This window comes from Nocardioides sp. Soil_C_8 (assembly GCF_057656315.1).
The window spans coordinates 617,833-630,476 of sequence record NZ_JBDGKQ010000002.1 but is presented as its reverse complement, the minus strand read 5'-3'; the positions used below and the strand labels follow the sequence as shown (position 1 = coordinate 630,476).

Below are 12,644 nucleotides of genomic sequence, written 5' to 3'. Positions count from 1 at the left end.
ACTACTCGCGCTCGGCGCCCAGGATCGCGCCGACGAGCGCGCCGGTGACCAGCTCGGCCTGCCAGGGTCGGGCGCCGTAGGACGCCAGCTGCGCGCGCACCGCCTCGGCCAGCTCGGCGGGCTCACGGGTCGCCGGTGGCGCCCACATCAGCCGTCGGAGGTAGTCGGGGGTGAGCAGGTTCTCCACCGGCAGGTGGTGCACCTCGGCGAGGTTGAGCATCGCCTCGCGGGCAGCCTTGAAGCGACGGTCGGCGACCGGCTCGCGGTCGGCCCAGGTGCGGGGGTGCGGTGGACCGTCGCCGCGCGGGGCGCGGGTCGGGAGGTCGTCCTCGTCCATCTCGCGGGCCTCGCGCAGGGCCTCGACCCAGGTCGCGGCGTAGCGGCTCGCACCCCGTCCGTGGAAGCCCTGCGTCGCGAGCAACGCCCGGCGGTCGGTCGGCATCGCCGCCGCGGCGACCACGATGGCCGAGTCGGGCAGGATCCGCCCGGGGGTCACGTCGCGCTCAGCGGCGATGGCGTCGCGGGCCTCCCACAGGGCCCGGGCAGCACCCAGGGCGCGGCGCCCGCGCAGCCGGTGCACCCCGGACGTACGACGCCACGCGTCCACGCGGACGGCCGGCTCGAAGCCCAGCAGGTGGTCGAACTCCTGGCGCGCCCACTCCGCCTTGCCGGCCCGCTCGAGCTCGGTGGCCATGTGGTCGCGGAGCTCGACGAGGACCTCGACGTCGAGCGCGGCGTACTCCAGCCACGGGGTCGGCAGCGGGCGCGTCGACCAGTCGGCGGCCGAGTGCTCCTTGCGCATCCGCTGCCCCAGCACCGTCTCCACGAGAGTGGCGAGGCCGACGCGTGGGTAGCCGAGGAGGCGCCCGGCGAGCTCAGTGTCGAACAGGCTGGTCGGCGTGAGGCCGACCTCGCGCAGGCACGGCAGGTCCTGGGTGGCGGCGTGCAGTATCCACTCGGTGCCCTCGAGGGCCTCCTGGAGCGGGGCCAGGGTCGACATGCCGATCGGGTCGACCAGCCAGGTGCCGGCGCCCTCGCGGCGCAGCTGGATCAGGTAGGCGCGGTTGGAGTAGCGGTAGCCGGACGCGCGCTCGGCGTCGATCGCGACCGGGCCTGTTGCCGCAGCCAGCGCGGTGCAGGCCTCCAGCAGGCCGGCGTCGGTGTCGACGACGTCGGGGAGCCCGTCGCGCAGCTCGAGCAGCGGGGCGGGCGGCGGGGGCGGTGCGTCGGTCCCGGGGTCGTGGGAGTCGGCCGGCCCACCCTCGGGCGGGGCTCCGGTGGGGAAGTGCTCGGCAGTGCCCGGCGGGAGGTCCGCCATCGGGTCGGGTGTCGGGTCGGGCATCGGGTCAGGTGCCGCGCTGTCCGCGTCGGCTGGGGATCGCCGTGACCCCCTCGGGCACCGGCGGCAGCCCGACGGCGGTGCACATGAGCTCGCCCCACGCCTCGACGTGGGCGGTCATGTCGAGGCCGCCGGCCTCGTCGACGTCGGGGGTCCACGACGCGCGGATCTCCACCTGGGCGGTGCCGGCCTCCTCGGCCATCCCGCCGAAGCTCTCGGTGGTCACGCACGTGACGGTGCCGGACGCGGCGTGGTGACCGGCGCCGTGGGCGTCGAGCGCCTCGACCAGCCACGACCAGCCGACGGCGGCCAGCATCGGGTCTGCGCCGAGCTCGGGGTCGATGTCGGCGCGGGCGTAGGCCACGCAGCGGAACGTGCCGTCCCACGCGTCGTTGCCGGCCGGGTCGTGGAGCAGGATCAGGCGTCCGGTGCCGAGGTCCTCCTCGTCGACCGTGACGTCACCGCTCAGCGCCGACGACCACGGCGCGATGCGCTGGGGCGCGGGCATCTCCTCGCAGAAGACCTCCGGGCGCAGCGAGGCCCGACGCATCGACTCCACAGCCGAGCGGAACTCCGCGGGCCCAGCCGCGGCAGCACTGCCCGGGTGGGTCTCGTGACGGGCCACCATGAGGTCAGAGTAGGCCAGCGCCGGGCTCCGCCGATGTGCCGCCACGCCGCCTGACCTGCGAAGATTCGGGGGTGACCGACGCCGTACCCACGCCCCATCCCGGACTGGCCCAGAGCCCCTTCCTCGCGGCGGCGCGCGGTGAGGTCCCGTCCCACACCCCGGTCTGGTTCATGCGGCAGGCGGGGCGCTCGCTCCCGGAGTACCTGAAGGTGCGCGAGGGCATCGGGATGCTCGAGTCCTGCATGGACGCCGACCTGGTCACCGAGATCACCCTGCAGCCCGTACGCCGCTACGGCGTGGACGCGGCCATCTTCTTCTCCGACATCGTGCTTCCGCTCAAGGCCGTGGGCGTCGACCTCGACATCAAGCCGGGCGTCGGCCCCGTCGTCGCCTCGCCCGTGCGCACGCTGGCCGACGTGGAGGCCATCCCCGATCTCACGCCCCAGCACGTCCCCTACATCTCGCAGGCCGTGCGGCAGCTCGTCGCCGAGCTCGGCGCGACGCCGCTGATCGGCTTCGCCGGCGCGCCCTTCACCGTGGCGTCCTACCTCGTCGAGGGCGGTCCCTCGAAGGAGCACGCGAGGACGAAGGCGATGATGTTCGGAGCCCCCGACGTGTGGGACGCGCTGATGCGCAAGATCGCCGGCATCGCCGCCGCCTACCTCCGCATCCAGGTCGAGGCCGGGGCCTCGGCCGTCCAGCTGTTCGACTCGTGGGCGGGTGCCCTCACCCCGGCCGACTACCGCGCCTCCGTCATGCCGCACTCCCAGCGGGTGCTCGCCGCGGCCGGTGAGCTCGGCGTGCCGCGCATCCACTTCGGCGTCGGCACCAGCAACCTGCTGGGCCTGATGGGCGAGGCCGGCGCCGACGTGGTCGGTGTCGACTGGCGCACGCCGCTGGAGCAGGCCATCCCGCTGGTCGGTGACCGGGCGGTGCAGGGCAACCTCGACCCCACCCTGGTCTTCGCGCCCACGGAGGTGATGACCGCGCGGGCAGCCGAGGTGATCGAGGCGGGGCGCAAGGCCAAGGGCCACATCTTCAACCTCGGCCACGGGGTCATCCCCTCGACCGACCCAGGTCAGCTCACGGCGCTGACCGAGTTCGTGCACGGCTGCTGATCGGCGTCACCGGCGTCAGGTCCGCAGCGGGGTCGACCTGCGCCTCGGCGGCGGCCGGGGCGGACGCGGCCGCCGGCAGGTCGACCGAGGACAGGTAGATCCGGGCCTGCCGGACGAGGGCCCGCTGCAGGTCGCGCAGCGGCTCGGGCACCCGCTCGGCCCGGCGGCGCAGCATCAGCAGGGTGACCGTCGTCTGGTCGGTCTGGATGGGCCGCGTGGTGAGCACACCGGCGCGGACCAGGGCGTCGGCGACGATGGAGAAGTCGGGGAGCACCGAGATCCCCAGCCCTGCAGCCACCATCGCCTTGCCCATCTCGGCACCGTCGGTGGCGTACGTCGTGCTCGGCAGGCTGCCGGCGAAGAGCCGGTGCGCGTAGCGGTGCATCACGAAGCCGGGCCGCATGAGGACGTGCGGCTCGGCGCGGAGGTCGTCCACCGTGACCTGCTCCTTGGCGGTGAGCGGGTGCCCGACCGGGAGGCAGGCGACCGGCGTGCCCTCGATGAGCCGGTCCGCGACGAGCGTCGGCGGGACCTCGTCGCCGGGGAGCACGTTGACCAGGCCCAGGTCGAGCGACCCCTCGGCGAGGCCCTGCTGGATGTCGACCTGCCGGCCGTTGACGACCTCGACGCCGCCGGACCCGTGGCGCGCGTGCAGGTCGCGCAACGCAGGGGCGAGCAGGCTGGACGAGGCGGTGACGACGGTGCCGATGCGCAGGTCGCGCCGGCGTACGGACTGCTGGCCCGCGGCCTGCCGCAGCCGGTCGACCGCCTCGAGCACCTCGGTCATGTTCTGCAGCAGGTCGAGGCCCTGCCGGCTGATCCGCGACCCGGTGCGCCGGCGGTCGAGCAGCGTCGTGCCGAGCTCCTTCTCCAGCTTGGTCACCGCCTCGCTCAGCGCCGGCTGGGAGATGTGCATCGCCTCGCTCGCGCGGCGCAGCGAGCCGTGCTCGGTCACCGCCGCGAGGTACTCCAGCTGTTCGATCCGCACGCTCTGCTCCTGCCGGGGGTCTGGTCTGGCTGTCTGGTGTTGAGGGGTGTGTCGCGGGGTGGACGGCAAAACCTGCTACCGGGAGTTCGTGGTCCGCGACCTCGATTCCCTAAAGTCTACTAAGTAACTATACAAAACGGGAGGAACTCACCCATGACCACCCTGCGTGTCCCGCCCACCCGCAGCCGGGACGACTCCGCGACCGGCCCCCGGTCCACCGACTGGGGCGCGGTCCTCGCCTCCATCTCGGAGGGCGCCCTGCAGCGCGAGGTCGACGGCGAGCTGCCCGTCGAGGCGGTGCGCCTGCTCAAGTCCGAGGGGTTCGGCGCGCTGCGCGTGCCGGCCACGTCCGGGGGCGGCGGGCTCGACCTCGTCGGCCTCGCGCGGCTGTGGATCGACCTGGCCGCCGTCGACGCCAACCTGCCGCAGGCCTTCCGCGGGCACTTCGCCCTGGTCGAGGACCGGCTGTGGCACCACGCCCGCACCAGCGACCAGCGGGTCTGGTTCGACCGGTTCGTCGCCGGGGAGATGGCCGGCAACGCGTGGGCGGAGGTCGGCTCGGACATCGACCTGCCGCGCACGGTGCTGCGCCCGCGCGCCGACGGCTCCTACCGGCTGGACGGCACGAAGTACTACACGACCGGCACGATCTTCGCGGAGTGGACCGACGTGCACGCGCGGCTCGCGCGTCCGGGGCACCCCGACGAGGTCGAGGAGCCCACCGCCATCGCGCTCGTCGACACGCGCGACCCGGGCGTGCGCACGGTCGACGACTGGAACGGGTTCGGCCAGAAGGGCACCGGCAGCGGCACGACGACGTTCGACAACGTCGGCGTCCCGGCCGAGCACGTGCTGCCCTTCGAGGACCGGTTCCCCTACCAGACCGCGTTCTACCAGCTGAACCTGCTCGCCACGCTCACCGGCATCGCCAGGGCGGCGCTGCGCGACGTGGTCGAGGCCGTGCAGAAGCGCACGCGCAACTTCTCCCACGCCAACGCGCCACGCGTGCGCGACGACGCCCAGGTGCTCGCGCTCGTCGGCGGGATCGCTGCCGCGGTCTACGCCGCCGAGGCCGCCACCCTGCGGGTGGCGGGCAGCATCCAGGCGGTCGCGGACGCGCCGCTGGCGAGCGCCGACGAGATCGCTGCCCTCGTCGAGGCGAGCGAGATCGAGTCGTCGACCGCCCAGGTCGCGGTCTCCGAGCTGGTCCTGCGGGCCACCTCGGACCTCTTCGACGCGTTGGGCGCCTCCGCCACCGCGCGGCCGCTCGCCCTCGACCGCCACTGGCGCAACGCGCGCACGGTCGCGTCGCACAACCCGCGCATCCTCAAGGCGCGGGTCGTCGGCGCCCACGCCGTCAACGGCACCCCGCCTCCCTACGCCTGGTCGATCGGCGGGACGCGCCGGCGCCAGGAGTGGGACGCGCCGCCGGCCCGCTCCGGCGACGCCGGCTGAGGCACCCGGGACCGACCGGTCACGCACCGGCTCCGGAGGGGGTGGAGGGAGGTGCCTTGCGTTGCCTGCAAGGCATCCCCTTCCACCCCCTCGACATCCCCACGCGACGCCGGTCCCCGGATCCCGGTACGTCGCTGCTACGTTTGTCTACAAGATCGATAGAGATTGTGTTGGAGGAGAGATGAGCGCTGCTGTCGTCCCGGAGGTCGAGGCCGTCCCGGTCCTGTCCCACGACGAGGCGATCGCGGTCGCCACCGAGATCGCGGCCGACCTCGCGGCCACCTCGCTGGAGCGGGACCGCGACCGGGTGCTCCCCGGGCGCGAGCTCGACCGCCTCTCCGCCTCCGGCCTGCTCGCGCTGACGGTGCCGACCGAGCACGGCGGCGCGGGGCTCCCCGTCGAGACGCTGGCCGAGGTCTTCCGGATCCTCGCGACGGGCGACCCGAGCGTGGCCCAGGTGCCGCACAGCCACTTCGTCTACGTCAACGCGCTGCGCCACCAGGGCACCCGTGAGCAGCAGTGGTTCTTCTTCCGTGAGGTGCTGGCCGGCAAGCGGTTCGGCAACGCGCAGTCCGAGACCGGCACCAGGCACGTCCGCGACATCCGTACGACGCTGACCCCGGCCGGCCACGGACGCTGGACCCTGAGCGGCACCAAGGGCTACAGCACCGGCGCGCTCTTCGCCGACTGGATCCCCGTGCTCGCCCGCCAGGACACGCTCGCCGCGCCGGGCACTGGTCCGCTCCACGTGGCCTGGGTCGAGCGGCGCGCCCCCGGCGTGAGCGTCACCGACGACTGGGACGGCATGGGCCAGCGCACCACCGCCAGCGGCACCGTGCGGCTCGACCAGGTCGAGGTGGCCGCGGACCGGATCACGCCCTACCACCTGACCTTCGAGGGCCCCCAGACCTACGGCGCCTTCGCCCAGGTGCTGCACGCCGCCCTCGACGTCGGCATCGCCCGCGCCGCGCTCACCGAGGCCGCCGCGTTCGTCCGCACGAGGTCGCGGCCCTACCCGGACGCCGGCGTGGAGCGGGCGACCGACGACCCGCTGGTCGTGCAGGCGCTGGGCGAGATGGAGCTCGACGTACGCGCCTCCGAGGCGCTGCTGCGCGAGGCGGCCCTGGCGGTCGACGCAGCCGACGCCGACCTCACCGCCGACACCGCGGCGGCCGCGAGCCTGGCCGTGGCCGCCGTACGCGCCCACTCCGCGCGCGTGTCGGTCGAGGTGTCGAGCCGGCTCTTCGAGGTGTCCGGCACCCGCTCGGCGCTCGCCTCGCTCGACCTCGACCGCCACTGGCGCAACGCCCGCACCCACACCCTGCACGACCCGGCCGCCTGGAAGGTGCAGCACCTCGGCAGGTACGTCGCCGACGGCACGCCGCCGCCCAACCACGGCCAGCTCTGACTCCCGGCACCGACGGCCGGCTCCGACCCCGCGAAAGGATCAACGATGAAGTTCCACTGGTTCCTGCCCACCAACGGCGGTGACGGCCGGCAGGTCGTCAGCGGCGGCCACGGCGTCTCCCACGGCGCCGGCGGACGCCCTGCGAGCGTGCCCTACCTCGGGCAGATCGCCCGCAGCGCCGAACAGCTCGGCTTCGAGGCCGCGCTGACCCCGACCGGCGCATGGTGCGAGGACGCGTGGCTCACGACCGCGATGCTGGCGCCGCTGTCCGAGCGGCTGAAGTTCCTCGTCGCCTTCCGGCCCGGGATGACGTCGCCGACGTTGGCCGCGCAGATGGCGGCGACCTTCCAGAACCTCTCCGGCGGCCGGCTGCTGCTCAACGTGGTGACCGGGGGCGAGTCCCACGAGCAGCGTGCCTACGGCGACTTCCTGGACAAGGACGGGCGCTACGAGCGCTGCGACGAGTTCCTCGAGATCGTCTGCCGGCTCTGGACCGGCGACGAGGTCACCTTCGCCGGCCGCCACCTGCGGGTGGAGCAGGCGCGCCTGCAGCAGCTGCCCGACCCGGTCCCCGGCATCTACTTCGGCGGCTCCTCGCCCGCCGCCGGCGTCGTGGCCGCCAAGCACGCCGACGTGTACCTGACCTGGGGCGAGCCGCCGGCCGCCGTGGCGAAGAAGATCGCCTGGATCCGCGAGCTCGCCGAGAAGCAGGGTCGTGAGATCCGCTTCGGCATCCGCATGCACACCATCAACCGCGACACCTCGGAGGAGGCGTGGGCCGAGGCAGACCGCCTGCTCGAGGGCATCGACGACGCCGAGATCCGCCGCGTGCAGGAGGGCCTCAAGAAGTCGGAGTCGGTCGGCCAGCAGAACATGCTCGCCCTCAACAACGGCTCGCGCGACGGCCTGGAGATCCACCCCAACGTCTGGGCCGGCGTCGGTCTGGTCCGCGGTGGTGCCGGCACCGCCCTCGTCGGCAGCCACGAGGAGGTGGCCGACCGCATCGAGGAGTACGCCGCGCTGGGCATCGAGGAGTTCGTGCTCTCGGCCTACCCGCACCTCGAGGGCGCCTACCACTTCGGTGAGGGCGTGCTCCCGGTGCTCGAGCAGCGCGGCCTGTGGACCAACCCCGTCCCGTCCGCCGCCCGTGCGTCCGTGCCGTTCGGCGGCCAGCGAGCGGCCTCATGAACACCCCACGACGTTCTTCTCCTCCGCTTCGCTCCCCCGAACAACGCCCCGGGGACCCCCAAGACAGCGCCCGCGTCGCCGTCGTGGTCGGCAACCCGAAGCCACGCTCGCGCACCTACGAGTCCGCGCTGACCCTCGCCGACCGGCTCGGCGGTGCCGACCTCGTCGTCGACCTCGCCGACCACGCGTCCGAGCTCTTCGACTGGGGGTCGCCGCGCGTCACCGAGCTGGTCGAGGAGGTGGCGTCCAGCCTGGTGGTGGTCGTCGCCAGCCCGACCTACAAGGCGACCTACACCGGCCTGCTCAAGGCGTTCCTCGACCGCTTCCCGCACCAGGGGCTCGGCGGGGTGACCGCGATCCCGCTGATGCTCGGCGCGTCGCCGGTCCACTCGCTCGCCACCGAGCACGGACTCCGCCCGCTCCTCGTCGAGCTCGGCGCGTCGGTGCCGACCCGTGGGCTCTACGTCCTCGACTCCGAGCACGACCGGCCCGAGACGTACGACGCCTGGTTCGCCGCCGCGCAGCAGCTCCTGCCGACCCTGCCCGCTCCCGCTCCCGCTCCCTCCCTGGAGGTGTCGTCCGCATGACCGCACACGCCCACTCCCGTCCCGCGTCCGTCCCGGCCATCGACCAGCGCACCCTGCGCGACGCGTTCGGCGCCTTCCCCTCCGGGGTCGTCGCCGTCGCAGCGTCGGTGAAGGGACAGCTCACCGGGATCGCCGCGTCGTCGTTCACCTCCGTGAGCATCGACCCGCCGCTCGTGTCCTTCTCCATCGCGACCTCGAGCTCGACCTGGCCGCTGCTGCGCGAGGCCGAGCACCTCGGCATCAGCGTCCTGGCCGACCACCACGACGCGGTGTGCCGGCAGCTGGCCGGGCCGCGCGAGGAGCGCTTCGCGGGCCTGCCGTTCAAGGTGACCGGCACCGGCGCGGTGCTGCTCGACGAGGCCGTGGCGACCTACGACTGCTCGCTGCACGAGGAGGTCGTCGCCGGCGACCACGTCATCGTGCTGCTCGAGGTGCACGAGGTCGGCGGAGGCGACGGCGAGCACCCGCTCGTCTTCCACCGCTCCACCTTCGCCAAGCTCCACCGCGACGACCTCGACCCCGCCCGCCTCGACGGCCGGATCAACGGCGCCGAGGTCGACCGGGGCGACCGCGAGCCCGAGGCCTCGACGGAGTCCCGCGACGACGCGGAGGACGCCGCATGAGGAACACGCGCACCGGCGTGACCGACGTACCCCCGTCGCCGCGCCGTGTCGCGCTGGCCTCGGCCGTCGGCGCGACGATCGAGTGGTACGACTTCTTCCTCTACGGCACGGCCGCCGCGGTGGTCTTCGACAAGCTGTACTTCAACGGCCTCGACGGTCCGGCAGCGCAGTTCGCCGCCTTCGCGACCTTCGCCGTCGGGTTCCTCGCACGACCGGTCGGCGGGCTGGTCTTCGGCCACTACGGCGACCGCATCGGGCGCAAGCAGATGCTGCTGCTGACCCTCGTCATCATGGGCGTGGGCACCGCGCTGATCGGCATGCTGCCGACCTACGACCAGATCGGCGTCTGGGCGCCGATCGCGCTGGTGCTGCTGCGGGTGCTGCAGGGCATCGGCGTGGGCGGAGAGTACGGCGGCGCGGTGCTGCTCGCCGTCGAGTACGCCCCCGCCCGGCGCCGCGGGTTCTACGGGAGCTTCGCCCACGTCGGGGTGCCCGGCGGGCTCGTCCTCGCCGCCGGCGCCTTCTCGCTCGCGGGGCTCCTGCCCGAGGAGGCGTTCCTGGCCTGGGGCTGGCGGGCGTGCTTCCTCATCAGCATCGTGCTGCTCGGCATCGGCGCCTACATCCGGCTCTCCGTGATGGAGACCCCGGAGTTCGCCAAGGTGCAGGAGCGCAAGGAGATCTCACGGCTGCCGCTGCGCGACCTCCTGCGCGAGCAGCCCCGGCCGCTGCTCCTCGGCATGGGCACCCGCTACATCGAGGGCTTCACGTTCAACCTGTTCTCGGTCTACCTGCTCGCCTACGTCGCGACCAACCTCGAGCTGCCGCGCAGCTGGGCGCTCGACGCGATCCTGGCCGGCGCGGCGCTCGGCGTCGTCCTGGTTCCGGTCGCCGGGGCCCTCAGCGACCGGGTGGGCCGCAAGCCGGTCTACCGCGCAGGAGCGTGGATCGGGCTGCTGTTCGCGTTCCCGGCGGCCTTCCTCGTGCAGACCGAGAACCGCTGGGCGATCTCGCTCGTCTTCGTCGTCGGCCTCGGCGTCATCTACGGGACCGTCTACGGGCCACTCGCGGCGTTTTGGTCCGAGCTGTTCGACACCCGCTACCGCTACACGGCGCTCAGCACGCTCTACCAGGTCTCCGGCATCCTCGCGTCCGGACTGACGCCGCTCATCGCGGCGTGGCTGGTGACCCGCGGCGACGGGACCCTGTGGTGGGTCGCGACCTACAACGTGCTGGTCGCCGCGATCTCGCTGGCCTGCGCGCGGTTCCTGCCCGAGACCCGCGGCCGGGGGCTCGACAGCGCCGATCCGACGCTGGAGCCCGTCCGCGAGCGCGTCCCGGCCTGAGGGTGCACACTGGCTGACGCGGAGACGCTCGGACAGATTCCTCGACCGGACCCCCGTCCCACGCCTGGCGCCGCAGGCGTGGGACGGGTTGCGTCCGCGTGGCTACGCCGCCGGCGTCCGCGGCGTGGTGGCCCGGCGGCGTCGTACGACGAGCCAGACCGGCAGCCCCAGCACCAGGCCCACCGCGGCGAAGGGCAGCAGGGCGCCGGTCATCGTGGACACGATGGTGAACAGCGTCCCCATGGCCTTCGAGCCGCCGTCGAGCCCGGCGAGGAACCCTGTCGGTCGCTCCTCGTCCGGCTCGAGCTCGACGTCCTCCAGGGCGGCGATGTCGACCGTGATGGTCGACAGGGACGTCTGGTCGGCCAGCCACGACTGCTGGGACTTCAGCGAGTCCAGCTCCGCCTGCCGGCCGGTGAGCTGCGACTCGATCCAGATGACGTCCTTGAGGTCACGTGCGTCGGCCAGCAGCAGCTCCACCCGCCGCAGGCTGGCCTCCTGCGCCCGGACGCGGGCGCCGTTGTCGATGACCTGCGTGGTGACGTCCTCGGAACCGCGGTCGGACGAGCGCAGCACCCCGACCTGCTCCAGCGCGGACATCGTCTCGCCGAACTTCCGGCTCGGCACCCGCACGACCATCCGCACGTAGGAGGTGACGCCGTCGGAGTCGGTCTCGGTGCTCTCGTCGGTGATCTCGCCGCCCTGCGCGTCGACGACGCGCTGCACGTCCTGCCGGGTCGTCCGGACGTCCTCGCCGGCCAGCGAGACCGTGCCGCTCGAGATCACCGAGCGCTGCAGCTCGGGGGCGGTCGGACCGTCCGCCCCGCCCGACCCGCCTGCGGAGTCGTCGGCCGAGCTCCCGGACGAGCTCCCGGCCGAGCTCCCGGCCGAGTCGCTGGACGTCTCGCTCGACGACGATCCGGACTCCTCCCCGGACATCGCGTCGCTGCCGCCGTCGTCGGCGGAGCAGGCGGCCAGCAGGGCCGTCATGGTGAGGGCGGTGGCGAAGGCGGTGAGGACTCCCGCGGTGCGGGACCGGTTCGAGGTGCGGGTCGCGGTGAGGGTCATGGCCGTCCGACGACGCCGGTGACGGCGGCGGTTCCGGCCGTGACGGAACTGTGACGTGTCAGGCCTTCTTGCTCGACGCCCGCTTCGCCGTGCGCTTGGTGGTGGTGGTGACCTTCGGCGGCTTCTGGCCCTTGAGCCGGACCCGCATCGCGTTGCCGTTGCCGTTGGTCTCGAGGTACGGCTGCGCGGTGACGAGGGTGCTCAGCCGGGCACCCGGGCCGGCGAAGTTGCGCGCGTCGAACGACGGGTGGGTGCGGATCAGCTGGTTGCCCAGGGCGGGCAGGAGCGCCCAGCCCTCGTCGTCGGAGACCGCGTTCACGGCGCGGGTGAGGGCGCTCTGCAGGTTGATCGACGGGGTGTCCGTCCCGCTCGGGTCGTCGGAGTCGTCGTCGGAGTCCTCGCCGTCGCCGGGCCGGTCGGTGACGACCGCGAGGTCGATGAACTTGTCGCAGGCGTTGCGCAGCGACTCGGGCGCCTTGTTCTCCCCGAGCACGTAGACCTTCTTGCCCGACTCGCGCAGCCGGTGGGCGAGGCTGGTGAAGTCGCTGTCGCTCGTCACCAGGGCGAACGCCTCGACGTTGCCGTCGTACAGCAGGTCCATCGCGTCGATCACGAGCGCGAGGTCGGTGGAGTTCTTGCCGGCCGTGTAGGCGTTCTGGTGCATCGCACGCAGGCCGAGGCGGTTGAGCTTGCGCGCCCACTGGGTGAGGTGCGGGTTGGTCCAGTCGCCGTAGACGCGCCGGATGGTCGGGTCGCCGTACTTCGCCACCTCGCCCAGCACCTCGTCGGCGTAGGCGGGCCGGGTGTTGTCGGCGTCGATCATGACCGCGACCCGGTCGGCGGCTCCGTGGGACTCCATGCGTGCAGCCTAGGGCGCACCGGAGCGCCGCCACCCCCTC

12 protein-coding genes are annotated in these 12,644 nt (G+C 73.2%); 7 read left to right on the top strand and 5 right to left on the bottom strand.

The annotated features are described in order from the left end of the window. Position 1 precedes the first annotated feature (1 nt). Both AC3A3L_RS12845 and AC3A3L_RS12840 read right to left on the bottom strand, forming a co-directional pair. Positions 2-1,342: a ribonuclease D gene (locus AC3A3L_RS12845; protein WP_487640422.1), complete on the bottom strand. Its 1,341-nt coding sequence runs from the start codon at positions 1,340-1,342 to the stop codon at positions 2-4. A 4-nt stretch (positions 1,343-1,346) separates the two neighbouring features. Continuing rightward, positions 1,347-1,967 (bottom strand): DUF3000 domain-containing protein, encoded by a 621-nt coding sequence (locus tag AC3A3L_RS12840; RefSeq protein ID WP_487640421.1) that lies wholly within the window; start codon positions 1,965-1,967, stop codon positions 1,347-1,349. Positions 1,968-2,038: 71 nt separating this feature from the next. Between AC3A3L_RS12840 and hemE the strand changes: the two genes are divergently transcribed. Further along, on the top strand, positions 2,039-3,085 hold the full coding sequence (gene hemE / locus AC3A3L_RS12835) for a uroporphyrinogen decarboxylase (protein WP_487640420.1): 1,047 nt from the start codon (positions 2,039-2,041) through the stop codon (positions 3,083-3,085). Here hemE and AC3A3L_RS12830 read toward each other — a convergent pair. Then, positions 3,051-4,073 carry a LysR family transcriptional regulator gene (locus AC3A3L_RS12830; protein ID WP_487640419.1) on the bottom strand — a complete coding sequence of 341 codons (1,023 nt, stop codon included), beginning with the start codon at positions 4,071-4,073 and terminating at the stop codon, positions 3,051-3,053. The two genes, hemE and AC3A3L_RS12830, sit on opposite strands and share 35 nt — an antisense overlap. 153 nt (positions 4,074-4,226) lie before the next feature. Between AC3A3L_RS12830 and AC3A3L_RS12825 the strand changes: the two genes are divergently transcribed. The 6 genes from AC3A3L_RS12825 (at position 4,227) to AC3A3L_RS12800 (ending at position 10,677) form a co-directional block, all read left to right on the top strand. Next, complete coding sequence (locus AC3A3L_RS12825) at positions 4,227-5,528, top strand: acyl-CoA dehydrogenase family protein (RefSeq protein WP_487640418.1); 1,302 nt, start codon at positions 4,227-4,229, stop codon at positions 5,526-5,528. Between the two features lie 181 nt (positions 5,529-5,709). Continuing rightward, entirely contained in the window at positions 5,710-6,936 is a 1,227-nt protein-coding gene (locus AC3A3L_RS12820) for an SfnB family sulfur acquisition oxidoreductase (protein WP_487640417.1), read from the top strand. Between the two features lie 45 nt (positions 6,937-6,981). Beyond that, complete coding sequence (locus AC3A3L_RS12815; RefSeq protein ID WP_487640416.1) at positions 6,982-8,124, top strand: LLM class flavin-dependent oxidoreductase; 1,143 nt, start codon at positions 6,982-6,984, stop codon at positions 8,122-8,124. Further along, positions 8,121-8,711, top strand: a complete 591-nt coding sequence (locus tag AC3A3L_RS12810; protein WP_487640415.1) for an NADPH-dependent FMN reductase — start codon at positions 8,121-8,123, stop codon at positions 8,709-8,711. Before AC3A3L_RS12815 ends, AC3A3L_RS12810 begins: the two co-directional genes overlap by 4 nt. After that, positions 8,708-9,334 carry a flavin reductase family protein gene (locus AC3A3L_RS12805; RefSeq protein WP_487640414.1) on the top strand — a complete coding sequence of 209 codons (627 nt, stop codon included), beginning with the start codon at positions 8,708-8,710 and terminating at the stop codon, positions 9,332-9,334. Before AC3A3L_RS12810 ends, AC3A3L_RS12805 begins: the two co-directional genes overlap by 4 nt. Then, on the top strand, positions 9,331-10,677 hold the full coding sequence (locus AC3A3L_RS12800) for an MFS transporter (protein WP_487640413.1): 1,347 nt from the start codon (positions 9,331-9,333) through the stop codon (positions 10,675-10,677). Before AC3A3L_RS12805 ends, AC3A3L_RS12800 begins: the two co-directional genes overlap by 4 nt. A gap of 102 nt (positions 10,678-10,779) precedes the next feature. Here AC3A3L_RS12800 and AC3A3L_RS12795 read toward each other — a convergent pair whose 3' ends face one another. Together AC3A3L_RS12795 and AC3A3L_RS12790 are read right to left on the bottom strand one after the other, a co-directional pair. Beyond that, positions 10,780-11,745 (bottom strand): DUF4349 domain-containing protein, encoded by a 966-nt coding sequence (locus tag AC3A3L_RS12795; RefSeq protein ID WP_487640412.1) that lies wholly within the window; start codon positions 11,743-11,745, stop codon positions 10,780-10,782. Positions 11,746-11,803: 58 nt separating this feature from the next. Next, a complete protein-coding gene (locus AC3A3L_RS12790) occupies positions 11,804-12,604 on the bottom strand; it encodes an NYN domain-containing protein (RefSeq protein WP_487640411.1) in 801 nt (266 codons plus the stop codon). Positions 12,605-12,644: the final 40 nt, after the last annotated feature.